15 protein-coding genes and 1 pseudogene are annotated in these 20,986 nt (G+C 75.2%); 4 read left to right on the top strand and 12 right to left on the bottom strand.

Annotation, left to right across the window (positions count from 1 at the left end):
• Positions 1-140 precede the first annotated feature (140 nt).
• The 8 genes from ACH5A8_RS34085 to rimP form a co-directional block, all read right to left on the bottom strand.
• Positions 141-4,478: a trypsin-like peptidase domain-containing protein gene (locus tag ACH5A8_RS34085; protein WP_399007866.1), complete on the bottom strand. Its 4,338-nt coding sequence runs from the start codon at positions 4,476-4,478 to the stop codon at positions 141-143.
• A gap of 422 nt (positions 4,479-4,900) precedes the next feature.
• The gene (gene truB, locus ACH5A8_RS34080; protein WP_399007865.1) at positions 4,901-5,806 is read right to left on the bottom strand and encodes a tRNA pseudouridine(55) synthase TruB; all 906 of its coding nucleotides are present in this window, start codon (positions 5,804-5,806) and stop codon (positions 4,901-4,903) included.
• Positions 5,803-6,264 carry a 30S ribosome-binding factor RbfA gene (gene rbfA, locus ACH5A8_RS34075; RefSeq protein ID WP_399007864.1) on the bottom strand — a complete coding sequence of 154 codons (462 nt, stop codon included), beginning with the start codon at positions 6,262-6,264 and terminating at the stop codon, positions 5,803-5,805. The genes truB and rbfA overlap by 4 nt, the downstream gene beginning before the upstream one ends.
• Positions 6,265-6,336: 72 nt before the next feature.
• Positions 6,337-6,633, bottom strand: a complete 297-nt coding sequence (locus ACH5A8_RS34070) for a DUF503 domain-containing protein (RefSeq protein ID WP_399007863.1) — start codon at positions 6,631-6,633, stop codon at positions 6,337-6,339.
• Positions 6,634-7,040: 407 nt separating this feature from the next.
• Positions 7,041-10,088, bottom strand: coding sequence for a translation initiation factor IF-2 (infB, locus tag ACH5A8_RS34065; RefSeq protein WP_399007862.1), 3,048 nt, complete (start codon positions 10,086-10,088; stop codon positions 7,041-7,043).
• 150 nt (positions 10,089-10,238) lie between these two features.
• Positions 10,239-10,535 carry a YlxR family protein gene (locus ACH5A8_RS34060; RefSeq protein ID WP_399007861.1) on the bottom strand — a complete coding sequence of 99 codons (297 nt, stop codon included), beginning with the start codon at positions 10,533-10,535 and terminating at the stop codon, positions 10,239-10,241.
• A 102-nt stretch (positions 10,536-10,637) separates the two neighbouring features.
• Positions 10,638-11,624, bottom strand: a complete 987-nt coding sequence (gene nusA, locus ACH5A8_RS34055) for a transcription termination factor NusA (protein ID WP_399007860.1) — start codon at positions 11,622-11,624, stop codon at positions 10,638-10,640.
• A gap of 2 nt (positions 11,625-11,626) precedes the next feature.
• Positions 11,627-12,136, bottom strand: a complete 510-nt coding sequence (gene rimP, locus ACH5A8_RS34050; RefSeq protein WP_399007859.1) for a ribosome maturation factor RimP — start codon at positions 12,134-12,136, stop codon at positions 11,627-11,629.
• 210 nt (positions 12,137-12,346) lie between these two features.
• On the opposite strand from rimP, the gene ACH5A8_RS34045 reads away from it, so the two are divergent.
• The 3 genes from ACH5A8_RS34045 to ACH5A8_RS34035 all read left to right on the top strand — a co-directional run bounded on the left by ACH5A8_RS34045 (position 12,347) and on the right by ACH5A8_RS34035 (position 14,512).
• Positions 12,347-13,018, top strand: coding sequence for a hypothetical protein (locus tag ACH5A8_RS34045; RefSeq protein WP_399007858.1), 672 nt, complete (start codon positions 12,347-12,349; stop codon positions 13,016-13,018).
• The gene (locus ACH5A8_RS34040) at positions 13,015-13,485 is read left to right on the top strand and encodes a ferritin-like domain-containing protein (protein ID WP_399007857.1); all 471 of its coding nucleotides are present in this window, start codon (positions 13,015-13,017) and stop codon (positions 13,483-13,485) included. Before ACH5A8_RS34045 ends, ACH5A8_RS34040 begins: the two co-directional genes overlap by 4 nt.
• Positions 13,486-13,609: 124 nt before the next feature.
• Positions 13,610-14,512, top strand: coding sequence for an aminoglycoside phosphotransferase family protein (locus ACH5A8_RS34035; RefSeq protein WP_399007856.1), 903 nt, complete (start codon positions 13,610-13,612; stop codon positions 14,510-14,512).
• Positions 14,513-15,044: 532 nt separating this feature from the next.
• Here the strand turns inward: ACH5A8_RS34035 and ACH5A8_RS34030 are convergent.
• The 3 genes from ACH5A8_RS34030 to ACH5A8_RS34020 all read right to left on the bottom strand — a co-directional run bounded on the left by ACH5A8_RS34030 (position 15,045) and on the right by ACH5A8_RS34020 (position 18,532).
• The gene (locus ACH5A8_RS34030) at positions 15,045-16,748 is read right to left on the bottom strand and encodes a proline--tRNA ligase (protein WP_399007855.1); all 1,704 of its coding nucleotides are present in this window, start codon (positions 16,746-16,748) and stop codon (positions 15,045-15,047) included.
• 73 nt (positions 16,749-16,821) lie between these two features.
• The gene (locus ACH5A8_RS34025) at positions 16,822-17,403 is read right to left on the bottom strand and encodes a GNAT family N-acetyltransferase (RefSeq protein ID WP_399007854.1); all 582 of its coding nucleotides are present in this window, start codon (positions 17,401-17,403) and stop codon (positions 16,822-16,824) included.
• A gap of 280 nt (positions 17,404-17,683) precedes the next feature.
• Positions 17,684-18,532, bottom strand: coding sequence for a GNAT family N-acetyltransferase (locus ACH5A8_RS34020; RefSeq protein ID WP_399007853.1), 849 nt, complete (start codon positions 18,530-18,532; stop codon positions 17,684-17,686).
• 252 nt (positions 18,533-18,784) lie between these two features.
• Here ACH5A8_RS34020 and ACH5A8_RS34015 point away from each other — a divergent pair, with 252 nt between their 5' ends.
• Positions 18,785-20,716 (top strand): SpoIIE family protein phosphatase, encoded by a 1,932-nt coding sequence (locus tag ACH5A8_RS34015; RefSeq protein WP_399007852.1) that lies wholly within the window; start codon positions 18,785-18,787, stop codon positions 20,714-20,716.
• Between the two features lie 81 nt (positions 20,717-20,797).
• On the opposite strand, the pseudogene ACH5A8_RS34010 reads toward ACH5A8_RS34015, so the two are convergent.
• Positions 20,798-20,986, bottom strand: a pseudogene (locus ACH5A8_RS34010) (4-hydroxy-3-methylbut-2-en-1-yl diphosphate synthase); the annotation flags it as partial.

Raw genomic sequence — 20,986 nt, 5'->3', positions numbered from 1 at the left:
TCCCCGCCCGCATCGGCATGGGCGCTGTGACCGGGCGCACGTCGGGGCGCGTGACCTCACCGCACGCCCCCCAGTGCCGGCGGCGGCGCGCGGGCGGGGCGGTCCAGTCGGGCGCGGCCGGCGAGGGGCGCGGGGGCCGGTCAGGCCGGGGCCGGGGTTCCCGTGAGGTCGCCGAGGGTGCGGCGGGCGCTCGGTCCCACCACCGCGGCCCAGTCCTGTGGGGCGTCGGTCAGCCAGCCGGCCACGCGGGCGGCGAAGCCGGGGACCCGCCGGCCGAGCTCCACCAGGCCGCGGTCGAAGAGGGCCGCGCCCTCCGGGGTGCGCACGAGCAGCATGCCGATGCGCAGGACCAGATCGCCGAGGTCCTCCTCCGCGCCGCGGGCGGCGGCGTGCAGGACCGCGTCCAGGACGGCCGGGTCGCTCTCCCGGGCCAGCAGGGCGCCGAGCAGTTCCCGGCGCGGCGCGTGGCAGGCCGGGGTCCCGGGAGTGGCGAGCACACCGCCCAGCGCGGCCCTCAGTCGTGTCGAGCCGCCCTCCAGAAGGCCGGTGACCAGTGGGAACAGCGTCGACCGCACCGCCGGGCCGCCTCGCAGGCGCCGGTCGACGTACGCCGCCACCTGTCCCGCCGTGTCGGGCCGCCGCGCCACCGCGTCGCGCAGGACGGCCGCCAGGCGCGGGACGAGCGGGGGCGGGGCCGCGTCGGCCAGGGCTCGCAGCGCCTCGCCGGTGGCGGCGCCGGGCCCGCGCCCGAGCCGCTCGCCGAGCGCGGCGAGGACCGCCTCGGGATGGGTGGCCAGGGCGGGGGCCGGCGCGGTCGGCGGCAGGTTCGGGTCGCCCGAGGCGAAGTGCCGCAGCGCCTGCGGCAGATGGCGGGCGCGGGTGTGCGGGTCCGCCACGAGGAGGGCGAGCGCGCCGCCGTGCAGGGCGGCGTCGGCGGGCCGGGCGAGCAGGGTCAGGGCGGCGTCGCGCAGCAGTTCCCGGTCGCTGTCGGTGCGGACGTGGGGGGCGGTGCGCAGGCCGTGGGTCACCGCGGCGGCGCGGCGGTCGGGGCGCTCGTCGCGCGCCCATCGGCCGACGGCCCGGCACAGGATGGCCGGCTCCTCCTCGGCGAGCGCCACGAGCAGTTCGCCGGCCCGCTCGTGGGGACAGCCGACGAGTGTCTCGGTGAGGTCGTCCGGGGCCCGGTGCCGGTGGGTGTGCAGCAGCGCCTGGGCGGCCGTGGCCACGGTGGCGTCCGGGGCGGCGGGCAGCGGCCGCTCGTCGTCGAACCAGCGGGTCAGGTGCGGCTGCACGGCTGCCGGGTCGGCGGCGAGGAGCCGTGCGGCGGCGTCGAGGAAGCGGGGCGGACGGGCGGCGCGGTGCGCGGGCGGCGCACCGTGGGCGGTGTCGGCTCCGTCGGACCCGTGCGGTGGGGTGGCGGCCTGCGGGGCGGAGTCGGCCAGGAGGAGGCGGCGCAGCAGATCGCAGCGTTCGGCGGGCGGCAGGCGCAGCGCGGTCCAGAAGCCGGGGCCGAAGCCGTCCGGCACGGGCAGGTCGCACTGCTGCCAGGCCACGATCCGCTCGGCGAGCTGCCGCAGCACACCGGCGTACGGCCTGGCGTCGGGCACCCGCAGCAGTACGCCGGCGAGCAGCCGGGACGGCCACCAGGCGCTCGGGTCGGTGTCCAGCGCGCACACCAGCTCCTCCAGCCGGACGGCGAGCCGGCGCGTGCCGTGCCGGCGGGCCAGGAGGAGCAGCGCCTGGACGACGGGGCCGATGCGGTGGTGCGGGACGGGCGGCAGGGGGCGCGTCTCGCCCGGGATGTGCCGCCGGTGGACCAGGACGCGCAGGGCCTCGTCCAGGTCGAGGTGGGCGCCCTGGATCCAGTCGGCGAGCTCCTCGTGGGCGAACCGGTAGCCGTCGCCGGCCGGGACGAGGAGGCCCTCGGCGAGGACGGCGGACGCCCAGCCGGCGCCGCCGCCGAGCCGGACGGGGGCGGGCCCCCACGGGAACACCGTCTCGAACGTCGCGCGGTCCAGCTCGCCCCGCCCGGAGCCGAGACTGCGGCGGGCGGCCTCGTGGACCTGCCCGGCGACCCGCGCGGCCAGCCGGCGTACGGCCGTGCCGCGCAGGTCGTTCTGCGCGGCGAGGCGGACGGCGATGCGCAGGCACATCAGGTCGAGATGGGCCGCGAGGACGTCGGAGCGGTCGAGCGAGGGGTGACCGGGGAGGTGGGGGACGGCCGCGCGCACCTCGGCGAGGAGCCGGAGGGTGAGGGGGTGGCCGGCGTCGGCCTCCACCAGGGCGCCGTCCGGGATGCCGTAGCGGACGCGGGCCTCACGGGCCTCGTCCGGCGTCAGGTCGCCCAGGCGCAGACACGGGGGCAGCTCCGGGCCCGGTCCACCGCTCCCGGCGGTGGCGTCGGGGCGGTGGGTCGGGCGGTGAGCGTCTTTTGCGGCTCCGGTGTGTCCCGTGCCCTGGGTGGTCGATGTGGCTGTGGTGGCCGGCATGTCCCGTGCGGCGGCGGTGGCTGGAACGGCTTGTGCGACCGAAGTGTCGGATGCGACCGCTGCAGCTCCTCGGTCTGCTGTGGCTGTCGTGTCGCGCGGGGCCGATGTGCCCGGCGTGGCCTGGGGCCCGTCCGGTGCGGACGCCTGGGCCGGCGCTGATGCCGGGGTGTGCAGCAGATCGGGAGGGAACCGGGTGCCCGCGCTCTCCCAGTACTCCTCCCGGCAGGCCACCACCAGGCGGGCGCCCGTCCTGCGCAGCCACCGCGCCGTCCCGTCCGTCCACTCGGCGAGCCGCTGGGCGAGGGCGGAGGGCATCTCCTCGGGTCCGTCGAGGAGGAGCAGCAGCGGACGGCCGTGGGCGTGGGCCAGACGTGCGACGCGCTCCGGGGTGAGGTCGGTGAGCTCGGTGGGGAAGGGTGCGCGGGCGGCCGCGACGATGCGGGCCGCCCGGTCCAGCGCACGGCACGCGGCGTCCGCCACACACGTGTCCGCGCCGTCGAGGTCGGCGCCGCGCAGCCACAGCGTGGGCGCGGCGGCGTCACCCCGGGCGCGTCGGCCGACCAGCGCCGCGAGCTCGGTCGTACGGCCGCTGCCGGGCGCCCCGACGAGACCGAGCACATCGGCCCGTCCGCCGACGAAGGCGTCCAACTCGAGGGCGACCGAGGGACGTTCGACACGGACCGTGGAGCGGACGGTGCGGCGGAAGACGTAGGCGGCCGAGGCGCCCGGGTCCGGACGGGCGGCGATGCCGTACGGCCACGGCGTGCCGGTCGCCGGGACGGCCGGTCCGCCGAGGCCGGAACCCGTGACGGTGTCGGCCCCGGGTTCCCCGACGGCGCCGGCGGACCGGGGGTCCGTGCGCGGGGCGAGGTCCCGCGCGGCCCGCGCGCCCGGGGTCGGCGGTTCCTCGGTCGCCGCGCGGTCCGGAGCGGTCCGCGGGCGGGGAAGGGCGAGTCCCGCGGGGCCCGTCCGGTCGCCGGGGTCACCCGCCGAGACGGCCGCGGGAGCGGATCGGCTCGCCGGGACCGAGTACGGCCCGGCGAGCGCGTCGGAGGCCGGGAACGCGGCGGACGCCTGGTGCGGGAGTGCTCCTCGCGGGCCGTCCTGGGCGACGGAGGTGGCCGTGAGCTCCAGGACTCCCGCGAGGTTGAGGTCGGGGCCGTAGGCGGGGACCGTGGCCGCGTTGCGGGCGAGGAGGTCGGCGAGCGGGCCCTCGGGCACGACGGCTCCCCCCGCCCGGGCGGGACCGGGTGACGGTGCGCGCAGGGGCACGGCGAACCGGGCGTCGCGGTCGCCGGACCGCAGCGCCGTGCCGAGGACGGCGACCACGGTGCCGGTCGCCGCGTCCAGGACCGGCCCCCCGGCCGTCCCCCCGCCCCGCCGCAGCGCGTCCCGGCCGGCCGTGCCGATCGCCAGCTCCAGCGCGCCGTCCAGGAGATGGCGGCCTTCCGTGGCGGTGTACGTCACGGAGGCCGGCCCGAGCACCCGGGCCTCACGCCAGCCGCCGGCCGCGATCCGCACGTAGGCGCCCGTCCCGACGGCCTCCCGCGTCGTGACGGGAAGCGGCTGCACGCCGAGGCCCTCGGTCCGTACGAGGGCGAGGTCCCAACCGGGCAGCGGGGTCACCGCGTCGGCGGTCACCACGCAGGACCGGCCGCCGGCGCCCGGGGCGTGCAGCACGAGGCGGGCGAGGCCGTCGACGGCCTCGTGGCTGGTGAGCACCGTGCCGTGGTGGTCGGCCGCGAAGCCGGTGCCGCGGGGCCGTCCGGCGAGGTCGCGGATGCACACCAGCGAGCCGTCCAGGGCGCGGTCCAGGGCCTCGGCGGCGGTCTGCTGCCGGGGCGCCGCCTCCGCGTCGCCGCGGGCCGCCGCCGCGACCAGCGCGCCGGTGCCCGCCGGGGAGCCCGGCGCGGGCGGTTCCCCTCCCCCGCCGTCGCCGCCGGCCCGGCCGGGGGTGACGGCCGTGGTCCGCGGGTCGTGTGCCGCCATGGTCGAACCTCCCACCGTCGCGCCGTGCACTGTGCCCTGGATCCGACGGTAGGCACGGAATGATCAACGGGGAAGATCGCACGTCGAACGCGCCCCCTCGCACTCCCTCCGTTCACTCCGAGCGCCTGCACGGTCGGGTGAATAGCGGGGCGCAGCCGGACGCACCCTAGGGGTGGGGGAACCGAGGGGGGACCGTGGAGCGGCGGCCGTCGGAACGGACCGCGGCCGCCGCTCCACGGACGGACACGCCTGCCCGGACGTGCCGGACGGCTCGGGCGCGCGACGGACGACGCGGTACGGAGCCGGGGCGGGCGCGGAACGGGGCCCGCGACGGACGGGACGGGCCCGGGGCGGACGCGCGTCCTCGCGCGTCCGCCCCGGGCCCGGTGTGTCGGCTCCGCTCTCCGGCGGGCCCTCGCTCGTCAGCCGAAGACGGCCAGGCTCTTGGCCTTGCCCCGCTGCTCCTCGACGAGCGCGAGGAGGCGGCCCTCGGGGGCGAAGACGGCGACGGGGCCGCCGCCCGCGTACTCGTCGGGCATCTCCAGCCGTACGCCGTTGGTGAGCAGCCGGGCGCGGCGGCTGTCGACGTCCCAGCGGGGGAAGGCGGCCGAGGCGGCCTCGGCGACCGGCATGACGGTCAGCTCCTGCTGGAGCTGCTCCAGCGTCTTCGCGGCGTCCAGCTTGTACGGCCCCACGCGGGTGCGGCGCAGCGCGGTGAGGTGGCCGCCGACGCCGAGGTCGGCGCCGAGGTCACGGGCGAGCGCGCGGATGTAGGTGCCGGAGGAGCACACCACCGAGACGACGAGGTCGAGCACGGGGGTGCCGTCCTCGGCGACGGCGTCCCGGATGTCGTACACCCGGAAGGAGGAGACCGTCACCGGGCGGGCCGGGATCTCGAACTCCTCGCCCTCGCGGGCGCGCTTGTAGGAGCGCACGCCGTTGATCTTGATGGCGCTGACCTTGGACGGCACCTGCATGATGTCGCCGGTCAGCTTGGCGATGGCGGTGTCGACGGCCTCCCGGGTGACCTTGGAGGCGTCGGTGGAGGAGGTGATCTCCCCCTCGGCGTCGTCGGTCAGGGTGTTCTGCCCGAGCCGGACGGTGCCGACGTACTCCTTCTCGGTCAGCGCCAGGTGGCCGAGGAGCTTGGTGGCCCGCTCCACACCGAGGACGAGGACGCCCGTCGCCATGGGGTCGAGGGTGCCGGCGTGGCCGACGCGGCGGGTCTTGGCGATCCCGCGCATCTTGGCCACGACGTCGTGCGAAGTGAAGCCCGACGGCTTGTCGACGATGACGAGGCCGTCGGGCGGGGTGGGCTTGCTGGTCATTCGGTGGTGTCGTCCGTCTCGTCGGCCCCGTCTTCCGCACCGGGCTTCCGGTACGGGTCCGCCCCGCCGGCGTACGCGGCGCCCGCGGACGCCTCGCGCACCTTGGCGTCGGACTGGCGCGCCTTGTCGAGGAGGTCCTCGATGGAACGGGCCGTGTCCGGAAGGGCGTCCGCGACGAAGGTGAGGGTGGGGGTGAACTTCACGCCGGCCGCGCGGCCGACCTCGGAGCGCAGGATGCCCTTGGCGCTCTCCAGGCCCGCTGCCGCCGCCTGGCGCTCCTCCTCGTCGCCGTAGACCGTGTAGAAGACGGTCGCCTCCCGCAGGTCACCCGTGACCCGGGTGTCCGTGATGGTGACGTGCGAGCCGAGCCGCGGGTCCTTGATCCCGCGCTGCAGCTTCTGGGCCACCACCTCTCGGATGAGGTCCGCCAGCCTTTTCGCCCGCGCGTTGTCGGCCACTGGTCCGTCTCCCGTTCTTTCTTCTTCTGCGTTCTGTCGTGTGTGCGGTGCGCTGACGCGCTCCGCCGGGGCCTAGTAGTCGTCCTCGCCGTGGAAGCGCCGTCGGACGGACAGCAGTTCCACCTCGGGGCGGCCGGCGACGAGCCGTTCGCACCGGTCCAGCACGTCGGTCAGGTGCGTCGCGTCGCCGGAGACCGCGGCGAGGCCGATGACGGCCCGCCGGTGGAGGTTCATGTGGTCCACCTCGGCCACGCTCACCGCGTACTTGCGCTGGAGCTCGGCGACGATCGGGCGGACGACGGAGCGCTTCTCCTTCAGCGAGTGGACGTCGCCGAGGAGCAGGTCGAAGGACAGAGTCCCCACATACATGTGTGTGCCGGGTTGCCCGCCGGTGCGGGGTCGATGGTCCTGCCCTCGGTGCGGGCAGGGACATCAAGAACGGTACCGCGATCCCGCCGGAGGCTCGACGGGGTTTCCCGGCCGGGGGCTCGGCGCGACCGCTCCTTCGCCCGCCCACCGGTCCGGCTCGGGAACGGGTTCCCGCCCCGGGCCCGGCGGGGACCGCGCCCCGCACCCCGCTCCACCGGACCCGGCGAAGCGGAGGCACCGCCCGGGACGGGCCCCATGGCCCCCACCGGCCCCTGAGGGCCGGCGCGGGCCTGGTCCCGCCCGTTCGGGTGGGGTGTGCGTGTCCCTTCGGAGCGCACCCCCTCACACGGCCGCACCGGCCGGCGGGAACCAGGTCCCGCCGGCCGGTGCCGAGGTGCCGTGGGGTGTCACACCCGCGGCTTCTCGCGCATCTCGTACGTCGCGATGACGTCGTCGATCTTGATGTCGTTGAAGTTTCCGAGGTTGATACCGCCCTCGAAGCCTTCGCGGATCTCGGTGACGTCGTCCTTGAAGCGACGCAGACCCTCGATGTTGAGGTTCTCCGCGATGACCTTGCCATCGCGCAGGAGGCGCGCCTTGGTGTTGCGCTTGACCTCGCCGGAGCGGATGAGAACACCCGCGATGTTGCCCAGCTTGGACGAGCGGAAGACCTCGCGGATCTCCGCCGTGCCGAGCTCGACCTCTTCGTACTCCGGCTTGAGCATGCCCTTGAGGGCCGCCTCGATCTCCTCGATCGCCTGGTAGATGACCGAGTAGTACCGGACGTCCACACCCTCGCGCTCGGCCATCTGCTGCGCACGGCCGGCCGCGCGCACGTTGAAGCCGATCACGATGGCGTCGGAGCCCATCGCCAGGTCGATGTCGGACTCCGTGACCGCACCGACGCCGCGGTGCAGGACGCGGATGTCGACCTCTTCGCCGACGTCCAGCTGGAGCAGGGAGGATTCCAGCGCCTCGACCGATCCGGACGCGTCGCCCTTGATGATCAGGTTCAGCTGCTGGACCTCGCCGGCCTTCAGCACCTTGTCCAGGTCCTCCAGCGACACGCGGCGCGTGCGCTTGGCGAACGCGGCGTTGCGCTCGCGGGCGGCGCGCTTCTCCGCGATCTGGCGGGCCGTACGGTCCTCCTCGACCACGATGAAGTTGTCGCCCGCGCCCGGGACGTTGGTCAGGCCGAGGACCTGGACCGGCGTCGAGGGGCCGGCCTCGGCGACGTTGTTGCCGTTGTCGTCGAGCATGGCGCGCACACGACCGTAGGCGTCGCCCACGACCATCGTGTCGCCGACCCGCAGCGTGCCGCGCTGGACGAGGACCGTCGCCACGGCACCGCGGCCGCGGTCGAGACGGGACTCGATCGAGATGCCCTGCGCGTCCTGGTTCGGGTTGGCCCGCAGGTCGAGCGAGGCGTCGGCCGTGAGGATCACGGCCTCCAGCAGCGAGTCGATGTGCAGACCCTGCTTGGCGGAGATGTCGACGAACATGGTGTCGCCGCCGTACTCCTCGGCCACCAGGCCGTACTCGGTCAGCTGACCGCGCACCTTGGTCGGGTCCGCGCCCTCGACGTCGATCTTGTTGACCGCGACCACGATCGGCACGTCGGCCGCCTTGGCGTGGTTCAGCGCCTCGACCGTCTGCGGCATGACGCCGTCGTTGGCCGCGACGACCAGGATCGCGATGTCGGTCGACTTCGCACCACGGGCACGCATGGCGGTGAACGCCTCGTGACCCGGGGTGTCGATGAAGGTGATCCGACGGTCCTCGTCGTTGACCTCGGTCGTGACCTGGTAGGCACCGATGTGCTGGGTGATGCCGCCGGCCTCGCCCGCGATGACGTTGGTCTTGCGGATGGCGTCGAGCAGGCGGGTCTTGCCGTGGTCGACGTGACCCATGACGGTGACGACCGGCGGGCGGACCACGAGGTCCTCCTCGCCGCCCTCGTCCTCGCCGAACTCCAGGTCGAAGGACTCGAGCAGCTCGCGGTCCTCCTCCTCCGGGCTGACGATCTGAACCGTGTAGTTCATCTCGCCGGCGAGGAGCTGGAGCGTCTCGTCGGAGACCGACTGCGTGGCCGTGACCATCTCGCCGAGGTTCATCATGACCGCGACGAGGGAGGCCGGGTTCGCGTTGATCTTCTCCGCGAAGTCGGTGAGCGACGCGCCGCGGGAGAGACGGATCGTCTCGCCGTTGCCGCGCGGCAGCATCACGCCGCCGACGCTCGGGGCCTGCATGGCCTCGTACTCCTGACGGCGCTGCCGCTTCGACTTGCGGCCGCGACGCGCGGGACCACCGGGACGGCCGAAGGCGCCCTGCGTGCCACCACGGCCACCGGGGCCGCCGGGACGACCGCCGAAGCCGGGACGGCCACCGCCGCCGCCGAAGCCACCGCCGGGACCGCCGCCACCGGGACGACCGGCGAAGCCGCCGCCGCCACCGGGACGACCGCCGCCGCCACCGGGACGACCGGCGAAGCCGCCGCCGCCCGGACGACCGGCACCGCCGGGACGACCGGCACCGCCCGGACCGCGGCCGCCGGGGCCACCGCCGGGACGCGGGCCGGCAGCGGGACGCTGCGGCATCATGCCGGGGTTCGGACGCGGGCCGCCGGGACGCGGACCGCCCGGACCCGCCTGCGGACGGGGCATCGAGCCCGGAGTCGGGCGGGGACCGCCCGGTCCGGCCTGCGGACGCGGACCGCCGCCCTGGCCGCCGGGAGCCTGCGGACGGGGACCGGCGCCGGGAGCACCCGGGCCGCCGGGACGCTGGCCCTGCGGACGGGGCGCCTGCGGGCGCGCCATGCCGGTGGAGCCACCGGAGGTGAAGGGGTTGTTGCCCGGACGCGGACCGGCCGGACGACCGCCCGGACGGGGCGCCTGGCCACCGGGGCGCGGGGCGCCCTGGCCCGGACGGGCCTGGCCCTGACCGCCGCCGGGACGGCCGCCGCCGGGCTTGGGAGCACCGGGACGGGCGCCGCCGGGGCGCGGACCCTGCGCGGCGGCCGGGGACGGCGCCGGAGCCGACGGCGGAGCGGTGAACTCCGGCGTGGCGGGCGCGGCCGGGGCCGGACGCGGGGCGGGCTTGGGACCCGGCACCGGACGCGGGCCGGGAGCGGCCGGCGCGGGGGCCGAGGGAGCCGCCGGCGGCTGGGCCGCGGCGGGCTTGGGGGCGGCCGGCGGCTTGGGAGCAGCCGGACGGGCCGCCTGCGCCGGGGAGGGCGCGGCGGGCCTGGGGGCGGCCTTCTTCGGGGCGCCCGGCTTGGCGGACCGGCCGCCGCCGTTGCCCTGCTGGAAGGCGTCTGTCAACTTGCGTACTACCGGCGCCTCGATCGTCGAGGATGCCGATCGGACGAATTCACCGAGTTCCTGGAGCTTGGCCATGACGACCTTGCTCTCCACACCGAACTCCTTGGCGAGTTCGTATACCCGGACCTTAGCCACTTCGCTCCTTTGAGGTCCGGGTTGCGGCCGGACCGTCGCTAGTTCATGGGCGTACTCATCGCGTACTCATCGAGTGCTCATCGCAATCTCGACCTGCTTTCGACTCGCGAGGTACCAGGCCGCGCGGGGTTTTCCGCACGACACGTCTTCCTACCGTGTTGCCTGCTCGGCAACTGTCGTCCGCTCGACGTGATGGCGCAACGCCTTTGTGTCGAGCGCTCCCGGGGCGCGCAGCGCCCGCGTGAACGCCCGGCGGCGCACCGCCTGGTCGAGACAGACCAGGGCGGGGTGTATGTACGCACCCCGGCCGGGCAGCGTACCGCGAGGATCGGGGACGCACTCGTCCTCGACCGCCACGATCCGCAGCAGATCCGTCTTGGCCGCTCGTTCCCGGCACCCCACACAGGTGCGCTCAGGGCACACTCGGGCCCGTGTCCGGCCAGACACCGCTAAGTCTACCTCCCCGAACGCACCTCACCCCTTTGGGGCAGGATTCGAACACTTGCCGCGCCCAAACCTGTCGTGATCTGAGCGCCCCGAGGCCAGGATCTATTCCCCGGCCTGCTCGGTGTCCGGGCGGATGTCGATGCGCCACCCGGTGAGCCGGGCCGCGAGCCGGGCGTTCTGGCCCTCCTTGCCGATGGCCAGCGACAGCTGGTAGTCCGGCACGGTGACGCGGGCGGAGCGGGCCGCGAGGTCGACGACCTCCACCTTGTGGACGCGGGCCGGGGACAGGGCGTTCGCCACCATCTCCGCCGGGTCGTCGGACCAGTCGACGATGTCGATCTTCTCGCCGTTCAGCTCGCCCATGACGTTGCGCACCCGGCCGCCCATGGGGCCGATGCAGGCGCCCTTGGCGTTCAGGCCCGAACGGGTGGACCGTACGGCGATCTTGGTGCGGTGGCCGGCCTCACGGGCGATCGCGGCGATCTCGACGGAACCGTCGGCGATCTCCGGGACCTCCAGCGCGAAGAGCTTCTTCACGAGGTTCGGGTGGGTGCGCGAAAGGGTGACGGACGGACCGCGCACGCCCTTGGCCACCCGGACGACGTACGACCGCAGCCGCATGCCGTGCGGGTACGTCTCGCCCGGGACCTGCTCCTGCACCGGCAGGATGGCCTCCAGCTTGCCGATGTCCACGAGCACGTTCTTCGGGTCGCGGCCCTGCTGCACCACACCGGTGACGATGTCGCCCTCGCGGCCGGCGTACTCGCCGAGCGTCGCGTCGTCCTCGGCGTCGCGCAGCCGCTGCAGGATGACCTGCTTGGCGGTGGTGGCGGCGATACGGCCGAAGCCGGACGGGGTGTCGTCGAACTCGCGGGGCACCTGGCCCTCCTCGAGGTCCTCCGGGTCCTCCTTCGCCCACACGGTCACATGCCCGGTCTCCCGGTTGAGCTCCACGCGCGCGTGGCGGCGGCTTCCCTCGGTGCGGTGGTAGGCGATGAGGAGGGCCGACTCGATCGCCTCGACCAGCAGGTCGAAGGAGATCTCCTTCTCCCGCACCAAGCCCCGCAGGGCACTCATGTCGATGTCCATGGCTACGCCTCCTCCTCTTTCTTCATGTCCTTGTCGTCCTTGCGGTTGAACTCGACCTGCACGCGCGCCCGGACGACGTCCGGGAAGGCGACTCTGCGGGTCGTGGCCTTGCGGCCCTTCACTCCGGGCACCTCGAGGTCGAGTCCCTCGTCGTCGACCTGGAGGATCCTGGCCACCAGTTCGCCGCCCTCGGCCAGCTGGAACCTCGCCAGCCGTCCGGTGGCGCGCACGTAGTGCCGGTGTTCGGTGAGAAGGCGCTCGGCGCCGGGGGTGCCGACCTCGAGGGTGTACTCGGCCTCGCCCATCGCGTCCGACTCGTCGAGCTTCGCCGAGAGCGCGCGGCTCACATCGGCGATCTGGTCGAGGTCGGCCCCGGTGTCGGAGTCGACCACCACGCGCAGCACCCGCTTGCGGCCGACCGAGTCCACGGCGATCTCTTCGAGGTCCAGCCCCTGGGAGGCGACGAGCGGTTCCAGCAGCTCTCGCAGCCTCTCGCTCTGGGTGGTGCTCATCCGGGTGACTCCTCGGCCGCGTGTGCTGTTGTGGGATGGTCGCGTGTCCGGTCAAAGGGTATCCGGTTCCAAGGGGTGTTGCCGTCCACCTGGCCTGGGGTGGTGCCGCTGAGTCGCGTGCGCCGGGCGCGCGGGTACGGTGATCACGGGCTGGGCCGACAGGGCCCGGCCGCCCCCGTTCCCGTTCGCACGCACCCGAGGACGTCTTCCGTGCCGTTGCCGCCATCCCCGCGCACCCTGCCTCCGGGTCCGCGCCGAAGGAGCCTGCTCGCCTCGGCGGCCGGGGCCGCCCTGCTCGCGGGCTGCTCCGCCGGATCCGACGACCCGGGCGGCGCCACGAGCGGCGGCCCGTCGCCCGCCGAGCGGGTGCGGACGCGCGCGGCCCAGGACAGCGAGGAGCTGGTACGGCGCTACGACGCCGTGCTCGCCGCGCATCCGGCGCTGGCGCGGCGGCTGGGGCCGCTGCGCGCGGAAGTCGCGCGGCACGCGGCCGCGTTCGGCGGCGGGACGCCCGCGTCCCCTTCGGCGACGGCTTCCGGGGCGCTCACGCCCTCCGCGGCGGCCACGGGCTCCCCGGCGGCGCCCGCCGGGCCCACGGCCACGGCCGGGACCGCGGGGGCCACCGGGACCGCCGGGGCCGGGCCGACGGCGGCGACCCAGGGATCCGGCGGGACGTCCGGCGGGCCCTCGGCCGCCGCGTCGCCTGCCGTGCCCGGCAAGCCGGCGGACGCCCTCGCCGGGCTCGCCGCCGCCGAGCGCTCGCTCGCCGACCGGCGGACGGCGGCGCTGACCGGGGTGCCCGGCGAGCTGGCGCGGCTGCTGGCCTCGGTCGCGGCGGCCGGGGCGGCGCACGCCTATCTGCTGACGGAGGGTGAGAAGTGAGCGGGACCACGGACGCGCGGGAGCTGACGGCCGTGCAGGCGGCGCTCGCCGCGGAGCACGCGGCCGTGTACGGCTACGGCGTGGTGGGCGGGCGGATCGTCCGCGAGCGGCGTGCGGAGGCCCGCACGGCGTACGACGCCCACCGGGCCCGGCGGGACGCGCTCGTGCGCCGGGTGCGGGACCTGGGCGGCCGGCCGGCGGCCGCGGCGGCGGCCTACGCCCTGCCGTTCGCGGTGCCCGACTCGGCCGCCGCGGTGCGGTTCGCGGCCGTGCTGGAGGACCGGGTGGCCGGGGTCTACTCCGACCTGGTGCGGGCGACTTCGGGCGAGCGGCGGCGGGACGCCGCCGGGGCGCTGCGCGAGGCCGCGGTCCGGGCGGTGCGCTGGCGCGGGGGGAGCGTAGCCTTCCCTGGTCTCGCCGAACGGGCCGGCGACGGCACGGGCTCGGCGACGGCGCCGACGCCGTAGCGCGGACGGGCCCGGGGCCGCGCGCGGGGCCGGACCCGGTGCGCGGCGGGACGCGACGGGCGCCACCGGCGCAACGACCGACGGGGAACGCGTCTCGGCGCGTCCAGGAAGGAACGACTCGCGCATGGCTTTCGAACCCCCGAAGCGGCTGGTGCGGGCGCTCGGCGAGACGGCGCCCGAGGGCGACGACTGGCTGGAGCGGCTGCCCGGGCTGGCCCGGCGGGCCGTCGCCGAGCGCGAGTTGACGGTCGAGCGGGTGCAGGTGCCCGGCGGGCGCAGCAGCCTGGTGGTGCTGGTGCGGACGGCGGACGGCACGCCGGCCGTGCTCAAGCTCGCGCCGCCGCGCGCCCGGCCGGCCGGCGAGCTGGCAGCGCTCGCGCACTGGGGCGGACGGGGCGCCGTACGGCTCCTGGACGGCGGCTCGGCGGACGAGGGCGTGCTGGTGCTGGAGCGGCTGCATCCGGACGTGTCGGTGCGGTCGCTGCCCGAGGCGCGGGCCCTGCTGGAGGCGGCGGACACGCTGCGGCGGCTGTGGGTGACGCCCCCCGACGACGCCGGGCGGCTCTTCGAGACGGTCGCCGAACGGACCGGCAGGCAGGCCGAGGCGATGCGGGCGGGTACGCCGCCGGAGGCCGAGGAGCTGGTCGCGGCGGCGCTCGCGGCCCGGGAGGAGCTGCTGGCCGCGCCGCCCGAGGGGCTGCTGCTGCACGGCACCTTCCGGCAGAGCAAGGTGCTCGCGGGCGACCGCGTGCCGTGGCTGGCGGTGGGGCCCGATCCGGTGGTCGGCGAGAGCGCGTTCGATCTGGCGCGGCTGGTCCGCGACCGGGTGGAGGACCTGATCGCCTCGCCGTCCGGGCCGGCCATCACCCGGCGGCGGATCAAGCGGCTGGCGGAGTCCTTGGAGGTGGACCGCGAACGGCTGCGCGGCTGGACGCTGTTCCGCGCGGTGGAGTCCGGCGTACGAGCCCGCCGCGTGGGCCGCCCCAAGGACGCGGAACTCCTCCTGGAATTCGCCGCCTGGCTCTGACGCCGGGGCGGCAGACGGCGGCGGTGGGCGGCAGCACGCCACGCGCGTCCACGGCCCGTGAGGCGCGCCGGGGCCCCTGGCCCGGCGCGCGGCCCGCGGCGGGCACGCGATGCACACCGGTGGCCGGGACCCGGCAAGCGCGCCGGCCTCACAGCCCAGGAAGCTACGACTGAGCAGGCGCTCCGGCCTGGCAGGCGCCTCCGGCTCGGTGGGAATCCCGGTCCGGCAGGCGCTCCGGCCCGCCCGCCGGCGCGGTACGCGCCTCACCAGGTGGGGACGGCCCCACCGCAGTCGGCCCACCGCCGACGCCTCCGCCCCCCCCCAGCGATCCCGCCCGCTGACGGCCGCGTCGCCACTGCCCGGCCGGCCGTAGCCGCACCGCCGCCGCCCGCCGGGACGGCTGGCGCCCGTCGGGTTCGCCGGACGGCGGCCGCCGCGCCCTCCGACGAGCGGGAGCGGCCCGACGGGAGCGGCCCCACCCCCTCGTCCGGAGGACGGGGCGGTGGGGCCGTCGGGCGGGTCCCGGGAACGCTTACGCGGTCAGGCGGGCGAGGGCTTCCTCGACGGTGACTTCCTCGCGCTCGCCGGTGCGGCGGTTCTTGAGCTCGACGACGCCCTCGGCCGCGCGGCGTCCGGCGACCAGGATCCGCGGTACGCCGATGAGCTCCGCGTCGGTGAACTTCACGCCCGGGGAGACCCCGGCGCGGTCGTCGACGAGGACGCGCACGCCGGCCGCGGCCAGCTTCTGCGACACGTCGAGGGCCAGTTCGGTCTGCAGGGCCTTGCCCGCGGCGACCACGTGCACGTCGGCCGGGGCGACCTCGGCGGGCCAGACCAGGCCGTGCTCGTCGGCGTGCTGCTCGGCGAGGGCCGCCACCGCGCGGGAGACGCCGATGCCGTAGGAGCCCATGGTGACGCGGACCGGCTTGCCGTTCTGGCCGAGCACGTCGAGCTTGAGGGCGTCGGTGTACTTGCGGCCGAGCTGGAAGATGTGGCCGATCTCGATGGCGCGGTCCAGCTTGAGGCCGGTGCCGCACTTCGGGCAGGGGTCGCCCTCCTGCACGACCACGGCGTCGACGTACTCGTCGACCTCGAAGTCGCGGCCGGCGACCACGTTCTTCGCGTGCGTGTGCTCCTTGTTCGCGCCGGTGATCCAGGCGGTGCCGGGGGCGATCCGCGGGTCGGCGATGTACTTGACCTTCTCCCCCAGGCCCTGCGGGCCGACGTAGCCGCGCACCAGGTCGGGGCGGCCGGTGAAGTCCTCGGCGGTGACCAGCTCGACGGCGGCCGGGGCGAAGTGCGCCTCGACCTTGTCCATGTCCACCTCGCGGTCGCCGGGCACGCCCACGGCGACGATCTCGCCGTCGACCTTGACCAGCAGGTTCTTCAGCGTGGCGGAGGCCGGGACGCCGAGGGAGGCGGCCAGGGTCTCGATGGTGGGGGTGTCCGGGGTGGGGATCTCCTCCAGCGCCGGCACGCCGGAGCCGTCCACGGGCTTGAGCTCGTAGGTGATCGCCTCGGTGTTGGCGGCGAAGTCGCAGTTGGGGCAGTCGGCGAAGGTGTCCTCGCCGGCCTCGGCAGGGGCGAGGAACTCCTCGGACCTGGAGCCGCCCATCGCGCCGGCGGTGGCCGCGCAGATGCGGTAGTCCAGGCCGAGGCGCTCGAAGATGCGCTGGTAGGCCTGGCGGTGCAGGGCGTAGGACTCGGAGAGGCCCTCGTCGGCGGTGTCGAAGGAGTAGGAGTCCTTCATCAGGAACTCGCGACCGCGCAGGATCCCCGCGCGCGGGCGGGCCTCGTCGCGGTACTTGCTCTGGATCTGGTAGAGGATGACCGGCAGGTCCTTGTAGGAGGACGCCTGGTCCTTCACGAGCAGGGTGAAGATCTCCTCGTGGGTGGGGCCCAGCAGGTAGTCGTTGCCCTTGCGGTCCTGGAGGCGGAACAGCTCGCCGCCGTACTCGTTCCAGCGGCCGGTGGCCTCGTACGGCTCCCTCGGCAGCAGGGCGGGCAGCAGCACCTCCTGGGCGCCGATGGCGTCCATCTCCTCGCGCACGATCCGCTCGACGTTCGCGAGGACCTTCTTGCCCAGCGGCAGCCAGCTCCAGATGCCCGCGGCGGTGCGGCGGACGTAACCGGCGCGGACCAGCAGCTTGTGGCTGAGGACCTCGGCGTCGGCCGGGTCGTCGCGCAGCGTCTTCGCCATCAACTGGGACATGCGCTGGACCGGTGCGTTCGCCATGGTTCTCGTACTCCTGCCGGGTAACGGTGATGGCTAGGAGGTTAGCCGGGCGGGGCGGGCCGGTGGAAATCGGTTAACCGCGGCGCAGCGGCAGCGGGGCCCCCATCACGGCGTACGGCTTGGGGGCGCTGGGGAAGACGACCTGCCGGGCGAGGTCCGTGTATCCCAGGGAGCGGTAGAGGCCGCGGGCCGGGCTGTCGGTGTCGATCGCGGAGAGGATCGAGCGGGTCTCGGCGGCTCCGTCGGTGATCGTGGTGATCAGGGCGCGGCCGATGCCGCGGTTCTGGTGGTCGGGATGGACGTGCAGTTCGGTGATGACGAAGGAGCCGTCGAGCCAGTCCTCGTGACCCCGGGCGCGCAGGTACGGCTCGACGACCGTGGACCACCAGTGGGCGCGGTCGTTGGGCATGCCGTAGACGAATCCGGCGAGCCGTCCGTCGGCGGTGGTGGCGCCCAGCGCGCGGGCGCCCGGGCTGGTCATGTGCCGTAGCACGATCTGGCGGCGTACGGCGACCTCCTCGGCGCCGAGCCCGAAGGCGACGGCCTGCACGGCGAGCGCCTCGTCGACGTGGGCCGGCAGGTCGAGGGGGCCGATCACGATGTCGTCCGCGATCGCGTCGGGCCGGCCGGAGCCGTCACCGGGAATGTGGGCCATGCCGGGGAGACTACCCGGCGCTCCCCCGGCCAAGGGCGGCGTGACGGGACGGGTTCGGGGCTCCCGTCCGGATCGGGCCCGGCGAGCCGCCCCGGCCGGCGTCCGTCGCGGGCTCCGGTCCGGCACGGTCCGGGCGTACGACAGGGAACGGACGTGCGGCGGGGAACGGACGTCCGGCAGGGACGTAGGCGAAGAGCGGATGTGCGTCGGGAACGGACGTACGGCGGGAACGGACGTACGGCGGGAACGGACGTACGGCGGGGACGGACGTACGGCAGGCCTAGAACAGCACGCTCGTGAAGGCGCCGGTCTCGCGGAAGCCCACCCTGCGGTAGGTCCGCCGGGCCGCGGTGTTGAAGTCGTTGACGTACAGGCTCACCACCGGAGCCACGTCGGCCAGCGCGTACCGCAGGACCGCCGCCATGCCGGGGGCGGCGAGGCCCCGACCCCGGTACTCGGGGGCGACCCAGACGCCCTGGATCTGGCAGACCCGGTCGGTCGCCGCGCCGATCTCGGCCTTGAACATCACCTTGCCGTGCTCGTCGAGGCGGGCGAAGGAGCGGCCGGCGCCGACGAGTTCGGCGACCCTGGCCTGGTAGAGCAGGCCGCCGTCGCCGGCGAGCGGGGAGACGCCGACCTCCTCGGTGAACATCGCCACGCACGCCGGCACGATCGTCTCCATCTCGTCCTTGCGGACGCGGCGGACGTACGGGTCGGGGGCGATGTCGGCGGGCATGCGGTCGGTGACCATGAGCGGCTGGTGGGCGCGGACCTCGCGGGCCGGGCCCCAGCTGGGTTCGAGCAGCCGCCACAGCTGGGTGGTGGGTCCGGTGGGGCCGACGATGGAGGAGCAGCGGCGGCCGGCTCGGCGGGCACGGTCGGCGAAGGCCCGTACGGCTCGCTGTGTGGCGCATATGGGGACGAGGTTGGCGCCCGCGTAGCACAGGGAGGTCAGCGCGCCGTCCTCGTACCAGCCCCACATCTCGCCGCCGAGCCGCCACGGGTCGAGTCCGGCGACCTGCACGCGGGACGTCACGAAGGCGTTCACGACCGGCTCGCGGTCGAGGACGGCGAGCGCGGCGTCCAGGTCGCTCGGTTCGAGCACCCGTGAGGTGGTCTGGGTCAACACGTACGGGGCCTCACGCTGGGGGTTTGGCTGATCTCCGCACTGTACCCGCCGAATCCTGGCCGCGCCGCCCCCCGGCGGTGATGCCCGGGCGGCCGGCGCGGACGGGCGGCAACACACTCCGCCCGAAGAGCGATGGGTTCCCGCAAAACGGTAAGAATGGACATTGAGTCACTAGTCGGACGGCTTCGGGAGAGCGGTGATCGCGGTGGCATCACGCCGGAGGACCGCCCGGGACGGGGAGGGGGGCCGGCCATGAACGGGGCGGGCACGGCGCTGGACCCCGATTTCCCGCTGCGGGTCCTGCGCGACCTGGGCACCGGTGTCTTCACCCTGGACACCGAGGGACGGATCACCTACGTCAATCCGTGGGCCCAGCGGCTCCTGGGCCGACAGCCGGCCCAGATGCTCGGCCGGGACGCGCACGACCTGCTGCACCGCCGCCTCGACGGCTCCCCGATGCCGCGCCAGCAGTGCGCCATGCGGGCCCCGCTGCGCGGCAGCCGGTCCGCCGTGGAGGGCAGCGAGGAGTACTTCCTGCGCGCCGACGGCACGATCGTGCCGATCATCTGGTCGACCACGCCCCTGCGGCTGGCGGGACGGGTGGCGGGGCTGGTGGTGGTCTTCAGCGACTTCAGCCTGCACCGCGCGGCCGAGGAGCGGATGGCCGCGCACGCCGCCGCCCTGGAGGCGCTGACCGCCCGGCTGAACCTGCTGGCGGACGTCTCCTCGGTGCTGATGTCCGCCCTGGACTCCCACGGCAGGATGCGCAGGCTGCTGCGGCTGCTGGTCCCGGAGATGGGCGACTGGGCCTCGGTGGCCCTGTACTCGGAGCACACCGGGGCGCTGGAACGGATCGCCGTGCGCTGTCCCGCGCATCCGCGCCGGGCGAGGCGGCTGCAGGGGCCGCTGCCGCCGCTGCCCACCGCGGCCCGCTCTGCGGTGGCGCGGGTCATGAGCGCCGACGAGCCGGTGCTGCTGACCGCCGAGGAGCTGCGGGAGCCGGACGCGCCGCTGGCCGTGACCCACGGGAAGCTGTTCGAGCGGCTCGGCGCCCACTCGGCGGTGGTGGTGCCGCTGACCGCCCGCCGCAACCAGTACGGGATGCTGACCCTGGGCCGCGCCGGGGACTCCCCCGCGCCGACCGACGCCGAGACGCGGCTGCTCGCCGACATCGGCCGGCGCCTCGCGCTGGTGCTGGACAACGCCCGGCTCTACCAGGAGCAGCGCAACGTCTCGGTGACGATGCAGCGCCAGTTGCTCGCCCCGCTCCCGCAGGTGGACCACCTGCGGATGGCCGCCCGCTATCTGCCCGCGCAGAGCGCCATGGAGATCGGTGGTGACTGGTACGACGCGTTCCTGCTCGCCGACGGTGTGATGGCCCTGGTGATCGGGGACGTGGTCGGCCACGATCTGCAGGCCGCCGCGCACATGGCGGAGGTCCGCAACATGCTGCGCGCCCTGGCATGGGACCAGCAGCATCCGCCCAGCCTGATCATGTGCCGGCTGGACGAGGCGGTGACGAACACCAGTGACGCCCCGATGGCCACCCTCGTCTTCGCCCGCATCGAGGGGCCCGAGGGCGGGCCGTGGCGGGTCAACTGGGTCAATGCCGGGCACCCGCCGCCGCTTCTGGTGACCCGGGAGGGCGACACCCGGTTCCTGACCGGGGGGCACGGCCCGCTGATCGGCATGAGCGCGACCCTGCACCTGGGGCTGAGCTGGCCCGACGCCTACGAGGACCTTCCGCCGGAGTCGACGCTGCTGCTGTACACCGACGGGCTGGTGGAGAGCCGGGGCCGGCCGATCGACCTGGGGCTGGCCAAGCTCCGCCACCACGCCTCCGTGCTGGCCCGGCGGATGTCCGGGCAGACGGTGGACGAGTTCTGCGACGCGCTGCTGGAACGGATCGCGCCCAGCGGCGACGACGTCGCGCTGCTCGCGCTGAGGCTGCCGCCGGCGGGTGCGGGCGCGCCCGGCGACCAGAGTCCGCCGCCGCCTCCGCAGTCGCCGTACAGTCCGGCCGCCCCGGACCGGTCCGCTCCCGGTTCGGTCCAGGAGGACGCTCCGGTGCAGGATCCGACCCGCGGTGTCCGGGGGCAGTTCCCGGGGGATCTCAACGAGCAGGAGTCCCCTGGCGATCTCGACGAGCACGAGCCCCCGGGCGATCTGAACCAGCGCGAGTGAGGAGCGCGTCCGTGGAGCGGGAGCGTGGGGCCCGGGCCGCGGCGAGCGGGGCCCGGTCCGCGACCGTGGTCTCCGGCGATCTCAGCCCGCGACCGAGATCTCCGGTTCGCCGGAGGCCACTCCCTCGGCCTCCATCTGCTCGGCGAGCTTCATGGCCTCCTCGATCAGGGTCTCCACGATCTTCGACTCCGGCACGGTCTTGATGACCTCGCCCTTCACGAAGATCTGCCCCTTGCCGTTGCCCGACGCCACACCCAGGTCCGCCTCACG

Source organism: Streptomyces sp. NPDC018610, from assembly GCF_044391765.1.
GTDB lineage: Bacteria > Actinomycetota > Actinomycetes > Streptomycetales > Streptomycetaceae > Streptomyces.
Note: the sequence above shows the minus strand (reverse complement) of the source record. Positions and strands in the feature narration are given on the sequence as shown.

Excerpts from the sequence above, each read along its gene's own strand:
- rimP (WP_399007859.1), bottom strand. The coding sequence starts at position 12,136 with ATGAGCACCACCCAGAGCGAGAGGCTGCGAGAGCTGCTGGAACCGCTC.
- ACH5A8_RS34070 (WP_399007863.1), bottom strand. The coding sequence starts at position 6,633 with ATGTATGTGGGGACTCTGTCCTTCGACCTGCTCCTCGGCGACGTCCAC.
- ACH5A8_RS34035 (WP_399007856.1), top strand. The coding sequence starts at position 13,610 with ATGGCTTTCGAACCCCCGAAGCGGCTGGTGCGGGCGCTCGGCGAGACG.
- ACH5A8_RS34025 (WP_399007854.1), bottom strand. The coding sequence starts at position 17,403 with ATGGCCCACATTCCCGGTGACGGCTCCGGCCGGCCCGACGCGATCGCG.
- ACH5A8_RS34030 (WP_399007855.1), bottom strand. The coding sequence starts at position 16,748 with ATGGCGAACGCACCGGTCCAGCGCATGTCCCAGTTGATGGCGAAGACG.
- ACH5A8_RS34085 (WP_399007866.1), bottom strand. The coding sequence starts at position 4,478 with ATGGCGGCACACGACCCGCGGACCACGGCCGTCACCCCCGGCCGGGCC.
- nusA (WP_399007860.1), bottom strand. The coding sequence starts at position 11,624 with ATGGACATCGACATGAGTGCCCTGCGGGGCTTGGTGCGGGAGAAGGAG.
- ACH5A8_RS34015 (WP_399007852.1), top strand. The coding sequence starts at position 18,785 with ATGAACGGGGCGGGCACGGCGCTGGACCCCGATTTCCCGCTGCGGGTC.
- truB (WP_399007865.1), bottom strand. The coding sequence starts at position 5,806 with ATGACCAGCAAGCCCACCCCGCCCGACGGCCTCGTCATCGTCGACAAG.